Genomic DNA, 19,023 nt, shown 5'->3' with positions numbered 1-19,023 from the left:
AACTCAGGTGTGTCGTGTTTACTCATAAAACAGAGATTTGCTTAACGGACGAACAGCGCTTTAATTTAATGACCGTGCCAACGGATCGTCCGGTTCCCGTGGTTATAGACTGTGATGCCGGCAATGAAATTGATGATCAGTTTACTATTGCCTGGTCGTTGTTACGGGCCGACCGTATCGATTTACAAGCTATCTATGCGGCCCCCTACACCAACGCCTTTTTTGCCAACCAGGATGGTCAGCCAACCCGGGTTGCCGAAGCAAAAGATGGCATGTTGCGCAGTTACAACGAAATACAGCATGTCTTGTCGTTATTAACGCCAATCAGCCCTCCCCCGGTTTTTCAGGGGGCAAACAACTATTTAAAGGATTGCAGTACACCGGTCACTAACCCGGCCGTTGCAGATTTAATCGAGCGCGCCAGAAAAGCCCCTTCTACTCTGCACGTTGTTGTTATTGGTGCGCCAACCAATATTGCCACGGCACTGTTGTTAGCACCGGATATCGCTCAGCGTATTCATATACTCTGGCTTGGTGGTCACAGCCCTGACTGGCCGGACACCGAGGAATTTAATCTGATGCAGGATATCAGTGCGAGCCGGGTGATACTCGACAGCGAGGTGGCGCTCACCTGGTTTCCCTGTATGGGCGTTACCAATACCATGGCGACTTCGGTACCCGAAATGCAGTATTATCTGCAAAATACCAGTCGGATTGGTGATTATCTCGCTACGCTGGCACCGCAGTTTCCCTGGATCACCTTTGCCGCCCGCAAGGTAATCTGGGATATCGTGACGATTGGCTACCTGATTTCACCGGCGTGGTTTAGCAGTGAGGTAATAGCATCGCCGGTGTTAAATGATAATCTCACCTGGAGCCGGGACGACCGACGACATCCGATCAGACAAATTCGCTACATCGAGCGAGACCGTTTGTTTGAAGATATTTTCCGTCGTCTTATCGACGCCGATAAAACCGAAAAGTGACCTGATGACCACTATTGTGACCCTGCTTGGCAGCATTGTGTTGCTGTTTGTTATCGCCTGGATAAGTTCTGCAAATCGTAAGGCGATACGACTCCGCGTAGTGAGCGGGGCTTTTTTACTGCAGCTTGCCATCGTCGCGTTTATTCTTTTTGTGCCGGCGGGGCGTCAACTGCTGCTAACTTTAGCGGCAGGTGTCAGTAATGTGCTCGATTATGCCGGTCAGGGTATACAGTTTCTGTTTGGCGAACTCACCAACGCTCAGTATGGCTTTATTTTTGCCATCCAGGTGTTACCTATTATCGTCTTTATGTCAGCGCTGATGTCACTGTTATATTATCTGGGCATTATGCAGCGCATTGTGCGGGTTATTGGTGGTGGCCTGCAGGCATTGTTAGGCACCAGCCGCACCGAATCCATGGCTGCCACCGCCAATATATTTGTGGGCAACAGCGACGTATTCGTATTAATGCGGCCTTATGTCAGGGGCATGACTGACTCCGAGCTATTTGCCCTGATGACAGGTGGTGTTGCTTCCATCGCCGGTGGCGTAATGCTCGGCTATGCAGGCATGGGTATAAACCTTGAGTACTTGCTGGCCGCGGCGTTTATGTCAGCCCCGGGCGGTTTGTTGATGGCTAAAATGCTTTATCCTGAGACCGCAGCGGTAAATGATGACGCCGTTGATGACAAGGTACTGCATCAGCATACCCATTCGTCTGTAATTGAAGCCATTACCGAAGGCGCCGCCAGCGGTTTACAGCTGGCTCTTGGCGTTGGTGCTATGCTGCTGGCATTTATTGCACTGATCGCTCTGTTTAACGGCATGATGGGTGGTTTGCTGGGCTGGTTCGGAATAGAAGGGATTACCCTTGAATGGCTGTTTGGCCATTTATTTGCCCCCTTTGCCTGGCTGCTGGGAGTGCCTGCTGAAGAGATTCTGCCAGTCGGCAATCTGCTTGGCCAAAAACTGGTGCTCAACGAATTTGTTGCCTATGTCAATCTGGCTCAAATTCAAACCACCTTAAGCACGCATACGCAACTGGTGACGGTGATTGCTTTGGCTGGCTTTGCCAACCTTTCTTCTCCGGCAGTATTAATTGGAGTACTGGGTGCGATGCTGCCAGAGAAAAAAGCACTGATAGCCCGCATGTGTCCTAAAGTTATTCTGGCCGGCGTACTAGCCAACCTGATGAGTGCATCTCTTGCCGGTCTATGCTACCAGCTCTCACTACTACTTTAAGGCACACGGTTCACACACCTTGTTACTAAAGGGTGCTGGCCAGCTTAGCAATCGGGCAGTAGCATAGTCTGATCATTCGCCAGAATTCGAGCCCAGACCCCGGTTATTATGCAGCGTAAGTGGACCAACATTTTAAGAATAGTCGCCGTTATCGTAACGGTTGTCAGTATTGCCGTATTTGCCCCGGTGCAAGCGCTCTATGTTTATCTGATGCCGTTGTCTGACTCCCCGCAAACAGAACTTAACCGCGCCGTGGAAGCCGGGTTGGACGGTGTTATCGTTTATGTGGATCGTCCCTCAGAAATACCCGATATCGCTTTAGCGGCAGGATGGCATGATAAAGCCACTCAGCAGCCCGCCTCTCCTGATGCCTTGTTTAAAATTGGCAGCATCAGTAAGCTTTACGTGGCGGCGGCAGTGACCCGCTTAGTGGCACAAGGCCAGCTTCAACCAGACCGGACTTTACTGGATTATTTACCCCGGTTGGCCGCCAGAATAGCCAACGCAGACAGCATAACACTCAGAATGCTGGTACAGCATCGCAGTGGTATTCCCAATTACTCTGACCAGCCTGATTTTCCCTGGCTTGCCCCTTTTGCTGCCGGGCAGGACACAATCCGTAGTCTGGCGTTAATTTACGATAAACCGGCCAATTTTGCCCCGGATACCGATTATCAGTATTCGAATACCAATTATTTGCTTATTGGCAGCATAATCGATAAAACCCTTGGCTACAGCTATCAGCGTTATATTGCTCATCAATTTCTGCAGCCGCTGGGACTGACAGATACCTTCGGCTCTGCGCAACAGGCAAACCAGCAGGCCCTGATGAGTGGATACTTAGAAGATGATGACACCAATTTAAAAGGCCTGGTATTTACTGGCGCACCCGGCGCCATGGTGGCAAGTGCCAGGGATGTGGCTGCTTTCATCAGAGCACTCAATAACGGCTCGCTTCTCACAGCACAAGAGCAGGCTTTATATTCCACGCTGTACGTCAGCAGTCATGATGGCTGGTTACCGGGCTATCTGAGTTTTGGCCGTTTTGATGCCAGTACCAATACCGTCATCGTTTTATTTACTAATACCAGCGGCGACAACGCCTGGCTATTAGGCGATATTACCTGTAAGCGCCTGCTTAAGATAATCCGGCAACAATCTGTCGAATCCTGACAAATTCATTTATTCTTATAAAAATGTTACTGACTGTACATTAAGCTGATCTATTTACTGAATGGCAGACTATCTTATTATGCATGCAGTCAACACGGCCATTCGAGGTTAAATACCCGATCGGTAACTTGTTGCCAAAAGATGAATTTAACACAGGGAAAACAATGACCAATACCAGAACTACAACAATTGCCGCCCTCTTAGCTGCCCTGCTTATTGCAGTGGTCGTGTGGTTTTCGTTTTTCAGCCGGGTCACACCGCCTGATTTCTCTGAATTTCCGGCTGGCCCCGAACGCAAACAGGCTTTCTTTGGCTACTTTGAACCCATCGTACACGAACTGAACGCTGAGATTGCCGCCGATCGCACTACCGTGCAGGAGAAATGTCAGGCGGATAACGAACCAGCACTGGCCGCCCTGGCTAAAAAATATCGCGTTGATGAAACGGATACCAAGGCAGAATCCCTGTGCAAAGTGTTATTACGACGGGTTGATATTGTACCAGCGTCTTTAGCGCTGGCTCAGGCAGCTAATGAGAGCGCCTGGGGCACCTCCCGCTTTGCCAGACTCGGGAATAACTTTTTTGGCCAATGGTGCTTTGTAAAAGGTTGCGGCATCGTGCCAAACGATCGCGATCAGGATAAAGCCCATGAAGTGGCTGATTTCCGCTCTCCCAAAGACTCTGTCGCCAGCTACATGATGAATCTGAATAGTCACGATGCGTATAAAACCCTGAGGAACATCCGTCAGTCGTTGCGCGAAAAAAATGCCACTGTTTCGGGTATCGAATTAAGCCACGGTCTGAACAGCTATTCTGAACGTGGTGAAGAATACGGTAAGGAACTCAGGGAGATGATTCGGTTTAACAAACTGACACAGTATGACAAGCCAGCTTAACCCCATATACCTGTAGAGCTTATCGGGTAACCACTGAACCCGGAGCAAGTTGCTGATTTGCGGCAATAACGACTCCGGGCAAGATGGTACTACCCTCTCCTATTGTCACGTTATCGCCAATTTCAATGGGCCGCGCCTGCTGCCATCCCGCTTTGCGTCGCGCGGCTTCAAGGGGATGAGTTAACGAAGCAAACACTACCCCGTCACCAACACTCACATCCTTACCAAAGCGAATGGCTGCTGCATCCAGCAGCACCACCTGGTTGCCCAGAAAAAGACTGCCTGACGCGTAAATATTAATCCCGTAATCGCAGGCAAAATCATTCCCCAGCTCGATGGTTTGCACATGAGGTAATAACTGTTTTAGCAATGTATTCCGCGCAATCTGGTCTGCACTGGAGAGTTGATTCAGTTTACAACACAGTGTTTTAGCTACTGCACGGGCCTGCATAAGCACCGGATGGTGAGTCTGGTACCACTGGCCGCTGTATACCTGATGCCAGATATCATTCTGTGGAAGGGTCATAATAAATTCGGGTTGAGGAACATCGTCCGATGGTAAGCCACAAAAAAGCCCGCAACAAGTGCGGGCTTTTCGAAGTTAACAGTAACGCAAGGATTAGTAATCTTAGTTAAGCTTCTCTTTGATACGTGCAGATTTACCTGAACGCTCACGCAGATAGTAAAGCTTGGCGCGACGAACTGCACCGCGACGTTTCACTTCAATAGAAGATACCGCCGGGCTGTGTGTTTGGAACACACGCTCTACGCCTTCGCCACTTGAAATTTTACGTACTGTAAAAGACGAGTGAAGACCACGGTTACGCTTAGCGATAACAACACCTTCGTATGCCTGAAGACGCTCTTTGTCACCTTCAGTTACACGAACTTTAACAATAACTGTGTCACCTGGGCCGAACGCAGGAACATCAGCTTTAAGCTGTGCTTGTTCAATTTTTTTGATGATATCTTGACTGACTTTGCTCATCATATCCTCTCATCCTAGTTAACTGTCATCTTGCTGCAACGACGCCTGGAAAGCTTCCAGTAACCGTTGTTGCTCCTCAGTCAGAGCTAGGTCGTTTAATAACTCAGGACGACGCAACCAGGTTCTACCCAATGCTTGTTGCAATCGCCACTGTCTGATTTTTTCGTGATCACCACTGAGTAACACACCGGGTACTGCTTTCCCATCAAGTACTTCAGGGCGGGTATAGTGTGGGCAATCAAGCAAACCATGCGTAAATGAGTCTTCAATTGCTGAATCACTGTGACCGAGTACACCCGGCACTAATCGTGCAATTGCGTCCATCATTACCATGGCAGGCAGTTCGCCGCCACTTAACACGTAATCACCAATTGACCATTCTTCGTCAACGTGGTTTTCAATCACGCGTTCATCAACCCCTTCGTAACGGCCACACAACAAGATTAACTTATCGTTGGCTGCCAGCGACATAACACCAGCCTGGGTCAGCGGTTTACCCTGTGGAGACAGGTAAATCACTTTACTGTTTTCACCGCCCGCCTGTTTGGCTGCGGTAATGGCGTCGGTTAGCGGTTTAACCATCATCAGCATGCCAGGACCACCACCATAAGGGCGATCATCGACGGTGCGATGACGATCGTGTGTATAGTCTCTTGGGTTAAAGTGCTCAACTGCCAGTGTGCCGTTCTTCACTGCCCGTCCAATTACTCCTTGTTGAGTAAAGGGAGCGAACATTTCAGGAAACAAACTGATAATGCCGAACCATTTTTCCGCGGTCACTTAAAACCCCGGATCCCATTCAACCGTAATCACCCGCTCGGTTTTATCTACGGTTTGTACGACAGAGTCGAATACAAACGGTAATAGTCTTTCTTTCTGACCAAAAGCGTCGTTCGCCTTTGCTTTAACGCGAATCACGTCGTTAGCGCCGGTGTTAAACACTTCTTTCACCACACCCAGCTCGTAACCTTGCGTAGTTACTACCTGCATGCCGTTCAGCTCCCGCCAGTAAAACTCATCGTCTCCCAGTTCAGGAAGTTGCTCGGTATCGATACTGATATCCAGATTCTTAATGCGCTCGGCATCATCCCGGGTCTCAATACCAACTAACTTTGCTACGATGGCTTTGCCATGCGGGCGCCACTGGTCAATCTGGTATTCTTTACCATCAGCCAGTAACCACGGGCTGTAGTCGAAAATACCTTCTGGTACCTCGGTATAGCTGTTGATTTTGACCCAACCTTTCACTCCGTAAGAAGCACCGATTTTGCCAACAACCACTTTGTCAGACGCTTGACTCATCTAAACCTACCAGAATTAGCGCAGCTTACGCTGCGGCTTTTTTAGCTTCTTTTACCAAGCTGTTAACGCGCTCAGATAAGCTTGCGCCAACACCAACCCAGTACTCTACACGTTCCAGGTCTAAACGCAGACGTTCTGCCTGACCTTGTGCAGTTGGGTTGAAGAAACCGACGTTTTCAATGAAACGACCGTTTCTTGCACGGCTGCTGTCTGCAACCACTACTTGATAAAATGGACGCTTTTTGGCGCCACCACGCTGTAAACGAATAGTAACCATAAATGCCTCAAACTCGTTGTAGCGTTACCGTTAACTTACCTTTTCAGACCCTGAATAAAATACATCCAGGTCGAAAGGCCGCCGAATTATACGTATACGCTATGAAATTGCAAGGCTTATCAGCGATTAATTGCCTGATAGCTGCGGGAATGACGGGAGGTCGAAGATTAACATTTACTGACTTTTCTTAACTGGGCATCAGCAAACGTCTGCTTCATAATACCACTTTATTTTCTCTGCACGGTACTTCCATTGATTTTAACTAAAGACGTCCTTAAATGGCTGGCGCAGTTACTGGCCCCTTACAAGTTAAAAGTATTTTTTGCCATTGCGGCCCTGACCATTGCCGCCGGTGCCTGGCTATTACTGGGCCAGGGCATAAAGTTAACTGTCGATGAAGGGCTTACCGCCGGCAACATAAGCCGTCTTGATGCAGCAATTGGCTGGGTATTTTTATTTGCCGTTGTAGGCTGCCTGGCCACTTATTTTCGCTTTTACCTGATGACCTGGCTGGGCGAGCGTATCAGCGCGGATATTCGCATTCAGGTATACCACCATTTACTCACCCTGCCGCCGGGCTTTTTTGCCGAGACCCGTACCGGCGAAGTGATATCCCGTTTTACTAACGACACCAGCGTGATTCAAACCGTAGTTGGAATGAGCCTGTCCATGGCACTACGGTCTTTGGTTGGTTTTGTTGGTGCGCTGGTGCTAATGACCATAACCAGCCCCATGCTTACCCTGTGTGTACTTCTGGCAGTGCCATTTATTCTGGTACCGCTTAAACTCATCGCGCCAAAAGTACGCCTCTATTCCCGCCAGAGTCAGGACCGTATTGCCGACATGGGCTCACAAATTGATGAAACCCTGCACGAGATAATGGTGGTGCAGGCTTTTAATGCGGTGGCCAGCGAACAACGTAAATTTACCGCCAAAGTCACTTCTGCCTTACAGGCGGCGTCCACCCGCATTCACTATCGTTCAATGTTAATTGGCGTCATCATGTTGGTAAGCATGGTGTCTGTTATTGCCATTGGCTGGCTGGGGATCCGACAGGTGATGACCGGTCAAATCAGTGCCGGGCAATTATCCGCCTTCTTGTTTTATGCCGTATTAGCCGGTAGCAGCATTGCCACTATCAGCGAAGTGCTTGGTGACATTCAGCGCGGTGTAGGAGCCAGTGAGCGCCTGCTGGAATTGCTGGCGACTCAGGCCAACAACAATAGCGGCGTAAAAAACCTGCCGGGATTAACCACGCCGCCTGAGATAGTATTTAACCAGGTGGATTTTGCTTACAGCAAGAATCATCCCTTATTTACCCGTTTTTCTTTGACTATCGCCGCAGGTGAATGTGTCGCGTTGGTTGGCCCCAGTGGCGCCGGTAAATCGTCGCTGTTTCAGCTACTCCAGTATTTTTACCCTATTCAGGCCGGTAGCATTAGCCTTGATGAGCATAAAATAACCGAACTCACCTTAGAGAGTCTGCGCCAGCAAATTGCACTGGTACCACAGGAGCCGGTGATTTTTGCCAGCACGGTAATGGATAACATTCGCTATGGTCGCCCCGATGCCTCTGAAGAGGAGGTCATTGACGCGGCTAAACAGGCCTTTGCCGATGATTTTATTAACGAGTTAAGCGAGGGTTATCACACCCAGCTGGGTGAACGCGGGGTCAAACTCTCTGGCGGCCAGCGCCAGCGTATCGCAATCGCCCGCGCCATTCTGGCCGATCGCCCGGTGTTATTGCTGGACGAGGCCACCAGCGCGCTTGACGCAGTCAGCGAACATAAAGTGCAGCAAGCGCTTCGCTATTTGATTAAGGGCCGTACTACCCTGGTTATTGCCCACCGTCTGGCGACAGTCCAAATGTGCGATCGAATTGTCGTGCTCGAAAAAGGCACTGTGCGCGCCTCCGGCACACACGATGAACTGATGAAAAGCGACACCTTGTATAAGGAGTACGCTGAGTTGCAACTCATTCCCTAGCCGCTTAACAAACCATTGGCGATAATACGAATTATTAACAATAAAATAATAATGCACCCTCTTTACACGAACTGCGTAACAGTTCATGTAAAAGGTCTTCGGGAAGCGACATGTTAAAGTTTTTGAAGAAATCACTCTGGATCACAGCACTCCTGCAACTGGCAGTTATTACACTACCGGTATCGGCGCAAAGCTGGGGTGGCAGAGGAAACAGTGCCAAGCTTGTAGTACTCAACAACATTGAGTTTATGTACGAGCAAAAAAACGTAGAGGCCGTGGGCACGGCCGAGGCAGTTAAATCTGTCACGCTGTATCCTGCAGTGGCAGACGAAGTGACTGCCGTGAATTTTAAACCCGGCCAAAAAGTCACTAAAGGTGATGTCCTTATTACACTGGATGACCGCCGTCAGGTCGTCGCCGTGCGTCGGGCTGAATTACAACTGGAAGAAGCCGAACGTGTTCTTAAACGTTTGATAGACAGCCGTGATCGCGGCGCCGTAGCACAAAGCGAAATTGATACCGCCCGCACAGCCCGCGACCTGGCCAGGGTAACGCTTGATGAAGCCAACGCCGATTTGGAAGACCGTCGGGTGATTGCCCCGTTCAGCGGTTATGTAGGGTTAACAGACGTTGAGGTTGGTGACCGCGTTACCACCACTACCGTTATTACCACGCTGGATGACCGCAGCAACCTGTATGTTAATTTCAGAGCGCCGGAATCCGCCGTTACCTTATTAATGTCGGAAAGCAAAGTCACGCTACAACCATGGGCATCGCGGGATGTTTCGTTGTCGGCAAATATTGCCCAGCTCGATTCACGCATTAACAATACCGATCGTACGATGGCGGCACGAGCGCTGCTTGCTAACGAACGGGATATCTACCGCCCGGGCATGAGCTTCAGAGTAAAGCTGAATCTCCAGGGCGAACTGTACGCTGCGATTCCGGAAGCGGCCTTACTGTGGGGCGCCACCGGCGCTTATATTTATACCGCGGTGGATAACAAAGCCAAACGTGTTGATGTAAGTGTGCATCAGCGCTTACGCGGCACAATTTTAGTCAGTGGCGATCTGCAAGACGGTGACGTACTGGTAGCCGAAGGCATTCAGTCGCTGCGCGAGGGTCAGGCCATCACCACCTCTTTGGCGCGGAGAGAAGCCAATGAGTAACCTCGCAGATAATCATAACGACCTGCCCTCGTTATCGATTCGCCGCCCGGTCCTGATCATTGTTTTAAACCTGCTGATTGCCATTGCCGGTTATGCTGCGCTAAATGGTCTTGAAGTACGTGAACTGCCGGATGTTGATACGCCTACTATTACGGTAAGCGCGCAGTATCCTAATGCCTCACCGGAAACCGTGGATGCTGAAGTAACGGCTCACCTTGAAGGGGCAGTAGCCAGGGTAAGCGGGGTTAAAAACATTTATGCTCAGAGTGAAGAGAACTCTGCACGTATTCGGGTAGAGTTTCGTCCGGGCATTAACCTTGACGATGCTGCCAATGAGACCCGCGAATCGGTAAGCCGTGTGCAGCGCCAGTTGCCCGACGAAGTAGAACAGGTATCCATCATTAAGGCCGATAACGATGCCCAGGCAGTGGTGAGCCTTGCTGTTTCCAGTGAAACACTCGATCTGGAAACCCTGACCGAACGCGTTGATACTGATTTAGCGCCTCTGTTTTTAAGTATTCCCGGCGTTGCCGATGTGACCCTTAACGGCGATCGCGAACGTGTGCTGCGGGTGTCTGTTGACCCCCTGCGCCTTACCAGTTTTGGTTTGTCTATGACGGACGTGGCTAATGTGCTGCGCACCGCGCCCTTTGACGTGCCAGCAGGCAGCATTCAGTCCAGCGATCAGATGCTGATTGTGCGGGCTGATGCCACCTCACTGACCGCCAATGATGTAAAAGATATCATTATCACCGGTGATACCCGCATCGGGGATGTGGCCAGCGTGTATTTTGGTCCGGCAGATTCCACCAGCGCGGTACGCCTGGACGGCAAACCGGTGATTGGATTAGGCGTTATTCGCCAGGCCAGTTCCAATACCATCGAAATCTCTGACGAAATTCTGGCCATGGTAAACACCTTCGACGAGCGCTTCCCTGAAATGCAGATTCAGGTGACTTCCGACGACGCTGAGTTTATTCGTGATTCAGTGGAAGAAGTAGCGTTTTCGCTGGGCCTGACCATTATTCTGGTGGTCTTTACCCTACTCTTTTTTATTGGTTCCTGGCGTGCCACCATTGTTCCGGCCCTGTCTATTCCCGTCTCGTTAACAGGTGCCTTAGCCATTATCTGGGTACTGGGTTTCTCTATTAATATCCTGACCTTGCTGGCATTAGTACTGGCCACCGGGATGATTGTGGATGACGCCATTGTGGTATCTGAGAACATTCAGCGCCGCCGTACCATGGGCCTTGGTGCCCGCGCGGCTGCTGTTATCGGTACCCGGGAGGTATTCTTTGCGGTAATTGCTACCACAGCGGTGTTGGCCTCGGTATTTATTCCCATCGCATTTTTGCCCTCTACTGCCGGGCGACTATTCCGGGAGTTTGGTGGTGTATTGGCAGGCTCCGTGATTATTTCCTCCTTTGTGGCGTTATCACTGGTACCCGCCTTAACCGCCCGCTTGCCGGTTAAATCTCAACAGGCAAACAAACGCAGCTTATTTGATGCCACATTAGGACGACTCGGACTTTACTGCCTGCAGTTTTATAAAACCTCGCTGGTCTGGTCGCTTAAATATGCCTGGCTGGTATTGGTATTGTGTTTACTGGCCGGTGCCGGTGCGTATTTCACCGCTCAAAATATCGAAAATGAACTCTTACCCAGCGAAGACCGTGGCACTATTCGCATTTTCGCCCGCGGGCCGGATGGTGTTGGCCGCAACTTTATGGACCGCCAGGCCATGCGGATGGAAAGCCTGTTAATGCCCTATGTAGAAAGCGACGAAATTGAGTCTATCTATACGGTTGTGGGTCGCTGGGACCCCAATATTGTGTTTATTACCGCCGACCTGAAACACTGGGACGAGCGGGATAAATCGGTACAACAAATCATCAGCGAAATTCGCCCTAAATTACAATCTGTGCCCGGCGCACCGGGCAATGCCTTTGGCGGCAACAGCCTGAACTTACGGGGTCAGAGCGGTGGCCTGGAACTTGCCCTCACTGGCGATACCTACGAGCGAATTTTTAATGCGGCGTTAACCTATGCCGCTGCAATTGAAGACAAAATGCCAGAGCTTGGCACGCCACGAATCAGCTATAAACCAACTCAGCCGCAACTGCGGGTGAACATAGACCGCCGCCGTGCGCAAGAATTGGGGGTACCGCTAAGCGATATCTCGTCTACTTTGCGTGCTGCGATTGGTGGTAACGATGTGGTGGATTTAAACATTGGCGATCAGGCTATTCCTATTATCCTGCAAACCAACGACCGCAATACCAGCGATCCTTCGGACTTAACCAATCTTTACGTAAAATCTGATAACGGCAGTCTGTTGCCGCTTTCAAGCGTGGCATATATCACTGAAGAAGGCGTGGCAGCTGAACTGGAACGTCAGGCACAGCGTCGTGCGATAAAACTGGAAATGAGCATGCCGGAAAACATTACCATTAACGATGCAGTCAGCCAGTTGCGCGATATTGGTAACGACGTTTTACCCGCGGGGATTGGCACCATTTTCCTTGGTGAAGCCCAGGCTTATGAAGAAACCTCCCAGCAAGTTGCCATGACCTACATTCTGGCCTTCGTGATTGTATTTCTGGTGCTGGCTGCCCAGTTCGAGAGCGTTAACAGTGCCGTTGTAGTGATGCTGACAGTGCCGTTTGGTATTGCCGCAGCCATCTATGCGCTGTACCTCACTAACACCTCAATTAACGTGTATTCGCAAATTGGTCTGGTCATGCTTATTGGTCTGCTGGCGAAGAATGCCATCCTGCTGGTTGAGTTTGCCGACCAGCTGCGCGACCGTGGCTACGACGTCTATGACGCCATAGTAGAAGCCGGTAAAGTACGCCTGCGCCCCATTATGATGACGCTGGTCTCTACCATACTGGGTGGTCTGCCGCTGATCCTCTCCAGCGGTGCCGGTGCGGAAGCCCGTAACGCTATTGGCTGGGTGGTGTTTGGTGGACTTGGTATTGCAGTAGTCTTTACCCTGTACCTGACACCGGTGATCTATCTCGGTCTCGCCCGCTTTACCAAGCCCCGGGCGGATGAGACCCGACAGCTTGAAGATGAGCTGGCCGCGGCCGAGGTCTGAAAGCTATTACCCGTCACGAAACAGCCCGCTCAACGCGGGCTGTTTTTTACGCCCGCAACCTAGGCTTCTTACGCCAAACCATAAGCAATTAGAATAGAAAAATTGCTTAACATCATAGCACTTATCAACTTCACGTAACCGAAAAACGCCAGCCTATTCTCTACTTATCGCTGTTTTATTAACCGAAATCAAACTGAACACAAAGTGTACAAATTTTCATTGTACTGCTAATCGACTGTATTTTATGGTGATCCTTGCTGCACAACATTTGCACAATTCTTTTTTTTCACATAGTCAAGGAACACTTCTATGGCAATAAATCGTCAACACGGACAAGAGCATCCCTATTGGCCCGCTGGACCTTTTAAAATTCGTTTACCCTTTATTCACTGCCGGTGGGAATTCCCCGAAATGATCCAGGGTTTTGTAATGTTTGTAGTCGGTTTGGCTATGATTCCACTGTTACAAAAATACCTTGGCATGCCCTATGAAGCAGCTTTAGCATTTACCTTTATCGCCGGTGTGGGTTATATCTTACCGGCAATATTAGGGGTACCCATGGTACCCGGCTGGATCACGCCGGCAATCCCGGTTGTAATCTTGTTTTTGAGTGGCTATGAGCCCGGACCTGAGGCAATTAAAGCTTTGTTTGCTCTGCAAATTGAAGTGTTTGCCATCTTTCTCATTTTAGGGCTAACGGGATGGGGGTCTAAACTCGTTAGCGTTATTCCTAATTCACTGAAGGCCGGGATTATTATTGGTGCCGGTATCGCGGCAATGATGGGCGAGCTCAAAGCGGGGGGGCGCATTGATAACACGCCAGTTTCACTAATCGCCGGTTCTATTGTTGCTGCCTATATCTTATTTTCTTTATCGTTCAAAAATGTACTGGAAAGCTCAGCCCTGGCTCGCAAAATTTCCAATTTTGGTATGGTACCCGGAATGGTAATTGCCATGATCGTAGGCTGGATTATTGGCGAATATCCACTCCCGGATATTCAATGGGGGATCACCCAACCAGACTTCGGGCTGATGTCAGAATATTTGGTATTCACTGTTGGTTTCCCTGATTTGGATATGTTTCTGTTGGCCATCCCCACCGCCCTGATTGCTTATGTCATTGCTTTTGGTGATATCCTGGTAGGTCGTACTCTTCTGGAGCGGGTCGACCAGGTCCGCGAAGACGAAAAAATTGAGATTAACGTAGACCGCGTCCACGTGGTTACCGCTATTCGAAACCTGTTACATGCTTTCCTGGCTCCCTGGCCAGGCCTTTCTGGCCCCCTGTTTACCGCTGTGCATGCAACTGTAGCTGAGCGCTACGCAATGGGTCGTAAAGCGATGGATAGTATTTATAGTGGTGCGGGTACCTTCTGGGTAGCAGGAATGATGGCATTGTTCTGTCTTCCATTAGTCAGTATGTTCAAACCTGTATTACCTATTGCGCTGTCGCTGACCTTAGTGTTAACCGCTTATATTTGTATTATGGTGGGTATGGAACAACTCCATAATTCAGCTGAGCGCGGTGTTGCCGGTATTGTTGCTGTAACGCTGGCTATGCCTGATCCTAAGTCTACTGTGTATGCAATCGTTATTGGTGTAGCACTGTACTTCTTAATCGAACGACCTCGGTTGATGGGAGCTCACAAAGAAGAAGATGAGGTCATATTTGCTGATCCCCAAACAGATAAAGAAGTAAACGAATAATCGGTTTGTCTCTGACTGCCCCTGACATGGAATTTTACCGCCTCACCAGGCTGGTAGAATTAAGCAATTGTTCGATATTTTCAGGTAGTCAGATAAGGATATTAAGGGAAGAAGTAAAGCCGGCACTGAGCTCAGTCGCCGGCTTTAGGAACTTAGTTATTCGGCTGGTACACGGTACAATTTAGTAAAAGCAAAGCCGTAATACATGATATAACCATAACATAACACGGGGACAACAAAGGCCAGCTGAATACCTACCATATCGGCCAATACACCCTGTAGTAACGGCACGATGGCGCCACCCACTATCGCCAGACACAACAAGCCAGCGCCTTTACTTGCATAAACGCCCATCCCCTGAATAGCCAGACTGAAAATAGTAGGGAACATAATAGAATTACATAAACCCACAGCCAGGATAGCCAGCATTGCCACTTGTCCTGTAGTAAAAATAGCGGTTAACACCAAAATCGCGGCAGCAACTGCATGCCAGCCTAATACTTTGGAAGGTGAAAACTTTGTCATGACTGCTGCACCAATGAATCGGCCAACCATAGCGCCGCCCCAATAGTAAGCAACATAATTCGCCGCCTCGTGTTCGGCCAGTCCCAGGATGTCTTCATGGCCAATAAAGTTTACCAGGAAACTCCCAATAGCCACTTCACCACCAACATATACGAAAATACCGACCGCACCGAAAATAAGATGGCGATACTCTGTCAGCACCGGTTTTACATCCGCCGTGGTAGCCGAGTCCTGATCATGAATGGCAGGCAATTTTAACAACGCAAAAATTACCGCTAAACCAAACAACGCAGCCGCCAACACCAAATAAGGCAATTGGACACTGGCGGTTTTCTCTGCTTGCGTAGTGGCCTGACTAACAGCCGCCAGGATCACCGCACCACCGATTAGCGGTGCTACCGTAGTACCCAGTGAGTTGAACCCCTGAGTCAGCGTTAATCTGGCAGGCGCAGTCTGAGCTGAACCCAGCGCTGCCACATAAGGGTTTGCCGCGACCTGCAAAACCGTTATCCCACTCGCCAGAACAAACAAAGCCAACAGGAAGAACGGGTAATAATGCAGCTCTGCCGCCGGATAAAACAAAGCGCAACCCGCACCGGCCACACTCAATCCGGTGACCAGGCCTTTTTGATGGCCAATGCGATGCACCAGATTACCGGCAGGTACCGACATCACAAAGTACGCAGCAAAAAAGCAAAACTGAATCAGCATCGCTTCGGTGTAGTTAAGATCGAACAGCCCTTTAAGATAGGGGATTAAAATATCATTCAGACAGGTAATAAACCCCCACATAAAAAACAGACTGGTTAACGCGCCTAAGGCAAATCGATAACCCTCATTACTTCCAGACTGTCCCGCACTGGCTCCTGGCATCTGTATCGCCATACTACATATCTCCGAGTTCGCTAAATACAACAAAGCTTCCTGACAGTGAGTATTCTGCCAGGAAGCTTCTATTTTATGCTCACCACAATAGTAAGTGGTTTAAGCCTTTCACAATTTAATCAGGTGATATTCTCTCAACCTGTTGAGATAGATTTAACGTTACAATACCTTTTCCTACCACCGCTACCTCAACAACAGGTACCGTCACCTATAACAGAAAGGCTGACTTTGCAAGATATTGGCTTATCACCAGTTGCCACCTTCTCATCATTTATAGCAAATTCTGTGTAACACAGTCTGTAACCAAAATCGAAGGCTGAGGGCACATTAAAGGTAGCATAATAGCGATATTTCGAGTCAAGTAAATGCCATCCACATAATCAGGCTGTGTTCGCCTTCCCACAAAGCAAAGCCGCAGTGAGGGGTTCTTACCATTTAGTCTAATGCTGGCCCAAATGCTTTATGAATGGTTACATTTGTCACTACAACATTAACAAGCCAAACACTTAAAAAGTCTTCTTACGCTTAAGTGGCCAGTATTATCGGGAGGCATTAATAAATTTGTAATACAAATCAGCGTATTGCTTCTCACTAAAAACAGAGGAGAAACAACATTTCCAACTGTTTCTTTGCAACTCTCAGGTTAAAAAACCAACTATTAATCGAAAAAATGCCTGGTATTCGTTCATTTTTTTGGCATTTCTGTAATACATACTGTATCTTTCCAACTACAACTACAAAAATTCGTACCCTTACTCTAATAACGCGTGGAAAAAACTTATGTCACAACAAGATAGTAATGCTCTGAACAACTCATGTGATGAAAATGCAATCCAGGATCATTCGATTGCTGACGAATTAGCCGAGGCTAAGAGAGAAATCAGCGAACTGAAAATGCAGATCATGTGGATGGAACGTCATTACGAATAACGTTTCACTGCCGGCTATCATCAGCCAGGCAACAAACGTCACATAAGTGAACTTATTTTAGAATAAATGAATGACTCAGGTACCTGGACACCTTTAATGTTGTCTTTAGTACCTGTTTATTCTTTTACGCCTTCTTTTACACCTTATTGGTGTCCAATCCCCAAAAGCCGTTCAACCGCCACCATCATAGTGTCGAAATGCGGATTGTAGGTTAACCGGGCAAACACTTTATCATCAGCCGTTAAGCCCCAGGGGCCGTACCACACCTTTTCGCCGGCTTCACAGCGCGCCGTTTTGCTACTGCCCTGCCCGTTATCACAAATCCGAATGTTACCATCGATACCATATAAAGGATTATCAGGACTGAATAACACACTCATGTGTGAAGCTGCGCCAATACGCTGCGCCGGGATATCCATACTTAAAACCTGACTGTTTTGTGGCGCAGTTTCCTGTTCGCCCAGCCACAGCAATTGATTAGCGGTACTGGTAAAATACTGATGGTAATAATCGGCTACCGCATCTACCGCCACAACACTGTCACCCTCGGGAACGACCAATAAAACAGGTAGTGCAACCGATTGTTTTTGCAGGGATGCCTGCACTGCATCCACACTGCCCTGGTAAGCAGCAAAGCCTTGCATGGCAATAGAATTATAGCGGGTAGGATTATCTTCGGGTTCGACATTAGGCCAGCGAAACACCGATGTCATATAGGGAGCCAGCCAGGTAACAGCAAACTTAGACTGAAACGCAGGCGAGAACAATAACAGGCCATGAATATCGTCACGCTTACTGGCACTAATCACCGCTAGATTAGTACCCGTAGAAAAGCCGGCCAGATATAACTCATCTACTTGTTCAGCAAACTGAGCAACATGGAAATCTGTGGTTTGCTGCCACAAGGCATAGCTGGCATTTAACATATCCCCGGGTTTAGAGCCATGCCCCGGCAACAAAATACTGCGAACCCAAACGTTGCTGGCACACAACCGCTCTGCGATGTCATGAAAAAAATACGGCGAATCACCCAGGCCATGAATAAACAACACGCCCTTGCCATTACCGACGCCACATTCAAATGGCGTGTTGAGGGAAACCTCCCAGCGCTTTTCGAAGCCGGTGGTCATACGATTTTTTGTCAGCCAGTCGGCCACCGCACGTTGATAGTCTGCAAATGGGCTTACTCTGGTAGGTAAAACGGTTTCAGAAGGCGTGAAACGCGGCTCAGGCGTCTGCTGACAACTACTCAGAAAAACCAGTGAAGTCAGGCAAAGCAAGCCAATAAGTACGGTCGGCCGAAAGTATTTCATCGGGTAGAATAAGCTATGTTCGAACAGAAGATAGCGAGACCCTACCCGTGATTATGGGTGTTTGCAATCCTGTGTTTTACAAAAAGCGCAGATTCAGGATGCGGCAGGCAATGTCATGTGGTTGCCCACTAATTCTTTGGCCAGCACCTTATGAGTAAGCAAACTGAGTAACTCAGTTTCTTCGTCACTGCGCTCACCATCAATTCCCGACATGGCCATCGCCACTTCCAGCGCCTGATTTGCATTAAAGCTTAATTCGGTCTGAAGACTCCGCAGAATGTCCTTAGCATCGCCGGAGTCCAGCGCCGTTCGGGTTTGATATATCACTTCGTTTACGTATGCTTCACGGCAAATTGGACTGTCCCACTTGAGAGACTCAACGAGTTCTTCGAGGTAGTCCTGCTCACTTAGCAGTATCTTTCTGTCGACCTGATAAAACAACACAGCAAGTTTTATAAGTGCCTGATTGAATTTTTGTTCTTCTGATAAATGCATAACAGCTCCTGTTCACACAAACCGGCATCCCGCCGGTAACTTCTTAACAGA

The 19,023-nt window shown here is 49.0% G+C and carries 17 protein-coding genes; 9 read left to right on the top strand and 8 right to left on the bottom strand.

The annotated features are described in order from the left end of the window. Positions 1-14 precede the first annotated feature (14 nt). From BFC17_RS02410 to BFC17_RS02395, 4 genes are all read left to right on the top strand, one after another. Positions 15-986, top strand: a complete 972-nt coding sequence (locus tag BFC17_RS02410; protein WP_217494005.1) for a nucleoside hydrolase — start codon at positions 15-17, stop codon at positions 984-986. Positions 987-990: 4 nt separating this feature from the next. Next, positions 991-2,226, top strand: a complete 1,236-nt coding sequence (locus BFC17_RS02405; protein ID WP_070174864.1) for a NupC/NupG family nucleoside CNT transporter — start codon at positions 991-993, stop codon at positions 2,224-2,226. A 108-nt stretch (positions 2,227-2,334) separates the two neighbouring features. Continuing rightward, positions 2,335-3,399, top strand: a complete 1,065-nt coding sequence (locus BFC17_RS02400; RefSeq protein WP_070174863.1) for a serine hydrolase domain-containing protein — start codon at positions 2,335-2,337, stop codon at positions 3,397-3,399. Positions 3,400-3,563: 164 nt separating this feature from the next. Next, the gene (locus BFC17_RS02395) at positions 3,564-4,295 is read left to right on the top strand and encodes a glucosaminidase domain-containing protein (RefSeq protein ID WP_070174862.1); all 732 of its coding nucleotides are present in this window, start codon (positions 3,564-3,566) and stop codon (positions 4,293-4,295) included. Positions 4,296-4,314: 19 nt separating this feature from the next. Here BFC17_RS02395 and BFC17_RS02390 read toward each other — a convergent pair whose 3' ends face one another. The 5 genes from BFC17_RS02390 to rpsP all read right to left on the bottom strand — a co-directional run bounded on the left by BFC17_RS02390 (position 4,315) and on the right by rpsP (position 6,862). Then, positions 4,315-4,821, bottom strand: a complete 507-nt coding sequence (locus BFC17_RS02390) for a maltose acetyltransferase domain-containing protein (protein WP_070174861.1) — start codon at positions 4,819-4,821, stop codon at positions 4,315-4,317. Positions 4,822-4,923: 102 nt separating this feature from the next. Then, positions 4,924-5,283, bottom strand: coding sequence for a 50S ribosomal protein L19 (gene rplS / locus BFC17_RS02385; RefSeq protein ID WP_070174949.1), 360 nt, complete (start codon positions 5,281-5,283; stop codon positions 4,924-4,926). 18 nt (positions 5,284-5,301) lie between these two features. Beyond that, a complete protein-coding gene (gene trmD, locus BFC17_RS02380; RefSeq protein WP_083271534.1) occupies positions 5,302-6,063 on the bottom strand; it encodes a tRNA (guanosine(37)-N1)-methyltransferase TrmD in 762 nt (253 codons plus the stop codon). Continuing rightward, positions 6,064-6,585 (bottom strand): ribosome maturation factor RimM, encoded by a 522-nt coding sequence (gene rimM / locus BFC17_RS02375; RefSeq protein WP_070174860.1) that lies wholly within the window; start codon positions 6,583-6,585, stop codon positions 6,064-6,066. It abuts the gene before it with no gap. 25 nt (positions 6,586-6,610) lie between these two features. Beyond that, complete coding sequence (gene rpsP, locus BFC17_RS02370; protein ID WP_070174859.1) at positions 6,611-6,862, bottom strand: 30S ribosomal protein S16; 252 nt, start codon at positions 6,860-6,862, stop codon at positions 6,611-6,613. Between the two features lie 252 nt (positions 6,863-7,114). Between rpsP and BFC17_RS02365 the strand changes: the two genes are divergently transcribed. The 4 genes from BFC17_RS02365 to BFC17_RS02350 all read left to right on the top strand — a co-directional run bounded on the left by BFC17_RS02365 (position 7,115) and on the right by BFC17_RS02350 (position 14,824). After that, positions 7,115-8,848, top strand: a complete 1,734-nt coding sequence (locus BFC17_RS02365) for an ABC transporter transmembrane domain-containing protein (RefSeq protein WP_070174858.1) — start codon at positions 7,115-7,117, stop codon at positions 8,846-8,848. A gap of 110 nt (positions 8,849-8,958) precedes the next feature. Continuing rightward, positions 8,959-10,017: an efflux RND transporter periplasmic adaptor subunit gene (locus BFC17_RS02360; RefSeq protein WP_070174857.1), complete on the top strand. Its 1,059-nt coding sequence runs from the start codon at positions 8,959-8,961 to the stop codon at positions 10,015-10,017. Further along, positions 10,010-13,117 (top strand): efflux RND transporter permease subunit, encoded by a 3,108-nt coding sequence (locus BFC17_RS02355; RefSeq protein WP_070174856.1) that lies wholly within the window; start codon positions 10,010-10,012, stop codon positions 13,115-13,117. The genes BFC17_RS02360 and BFC17_RS02355 overlap by 8 nt, the downstream gene beginning before the upstream one ends. Positions 13,118-13,426: 309 nt before the next feature. Next, a complete protein-coding gene (locus BFC17_RS02350) occupies positions 13,427-14,824 on the top strand; it encodes a solute carrier family 23 protein (protein WP_070174855.1) in 1,398 nt (465 codons plus the stop codon). 156 nt (positions 14,825-14,980) lie between these two features. Here BFC17_RS02350 and BFC17_RS02345 read toward each other — a convergent pair whose 3' ends face one another. Next, positions 14,981-16,234, bottom strand: coding sequence for a sugar MFS transporter (locus BFC17_RS02345; protein ID WP_070174854.1), 1,254 nt, complete (start codon positions 16,232-16,234; stop codon positions 14,981-14,983). 780 nt (positions 16,235-17,014) lie between these two features. Here BFC17_RS02345 and BFC17_RS22490 point away from each other — a divergent pair. Next, entirely contained in the window at positions 17,015-17,164 is a 150-nt protein-coding gene (locus tag BFC17_RS22490; protein WP_175439514.1) for a hypothetical protein, read from the top strand. A gap of 143 nt (positions 17,165-17,307) precedes the next feature. On the opposite strand, the gene BFC17_RS02340 is transcribed toward BFC17_RS22490, so the two are convergent. Together BFC17_RS02340 and BFC17_RS02335 are read right to left on the bottom strand one after the other, a co-directional pair. Beyond that, complete coding sequence (locus tag BFC17_RS02340; RefSeq protein ID WP_070174853.1) at positions 17,308-18,477, bottom strand: alpha/beta hydrolase; 1,170 nt, start codon at positions 18,475-18,477, stop codon at positions 17,308-17,310. 93 nt (positions 18,478-18,570) lie between these two features. Continuing rightward, entirely contained in the window at positions 18,571-18,972 is a 402-nt protein-coding gene (locus tag BFC17_RS02335; RefSeq protein WP_070174852.1) for a hypothetical protein, read from the bottom strand. Positions 18,973-19,023 lie beyond the last annotated feature (51 nt).

This window comes from Marisediminitalea lipolytica, assembly GCF_001758465.1.
Classification (GTDB): domain Bacteria; phylum Pseudomonadota; class Gammaproteobacteria; order Enterobacterales; family Alteromonadaceae; genus Alteromonas; species Alteromonas lipolytica.
The sequence above is the reverse complement of the archived record's forward strand: the minus strand, read 5'-3'. Positions and strand labels throughout refer to the sequence as shown.

Excerpts from the sequence above, each read along its gene's own strand:
- BFC17_RS02405 (WP_070174864.1), top strand. The coding sequence starts at position 991 with ATGACCACTATTGTGACCCTGCTTGGCAGCATTGTGTTGCTGTTTGTT.
- BFC17_RS02400 (WP_070174863.1), top strand. The coding sequence starts at position 2,335 with ATGCAGCGTAAGTGGACCAACATTTTAAGAATAGTCGCCGTTATCGTA.
- BFC17_RS02395 (WP_070174862.1), top strand. The coding sequence starts at position 3,564 with ATGACCAATACCAGAACTACAACAATTGCCGCCCTCTTAGCTGCCCTG.
- BFC17_RS02390 (WP_070174861.1), bottom strand. The coding sequence starts at position 4,821 with ATGACCCTTCCACAGAATGATATCTGGCATCAGGTATACAGCGGCCAG.
- rplS (WP_070174949.1), bottom strand. The coding sequence starts at position 5,283 with ATGAGCAAAGTCAGTCAAGATATCATCAAAAAAATTGAACAAGCACAG.
- rimM (WP_070174860.1), bottom strand. The coding sequence starts at position 6,585 with ATGAGTCAAGCGTCTGACAAAGTGGTTGTTGGCAAAATCGGTGCTTCT.
- rpsP (WP_070174859.1), bottom strand. The coding sequence starts at position 6,862 with ATGGTTACTATTCGTTTACAGCGTGGTGGCGCCAAAAAGCGTCCATTT.
- BFC17_RS02360 (WP_070174857.1), top strand. The coding sequence starts at position 8,959 with ATGTTAAAGTTTTTGAAGAAATCACTCTGGATCACAGCACTCCTGCAA.
- BFC17_RS02355 (WP_070174856.1), top strand. The coding sequence starts at position 10,010 with ATGAGTAACCTCGCAGATAATCATAACGACCTGCCCTCGTTATCGATT.
- BFC17_RS02350 (WP_070174855.1), top strand. The coding sequence starts at position 13,427 with ATGGCAATAAATCGTCAACACGGACAAGAGCATCCCTATTGGCCCGCT.
- BFC17_RS02345 (WP_070174854.1), bottom strand. The coding sequence starts at position 16,234 with ATGGCGATACAGATGCCAGGAGCCAGTGCGGGACAGTCTGGAAGTAAT.
- BFC17_RS22490 (WP_175439514.1), top strand. The coding sequence starts at position 17,015 with ATGTCACAACAAGATAGTAATGCTCTGAACAACTCATGTGATGAAAAT.
- BFC17_RS02340 (WP_070174853.1), bottom strand. The coding sequence starts at position 18,477 with ATGAAATACTTTCGGCCGACCGTACTTATTGGCTTGCTTTGCCTGACT.
- BFC17_RS02335 (WP_070174852.1), bottom strand. The coding sequence starts at position 18,972 with ATGCATTTATCAGAAGAACAAAAATTCAATCAGGCACTTATAAAACTT.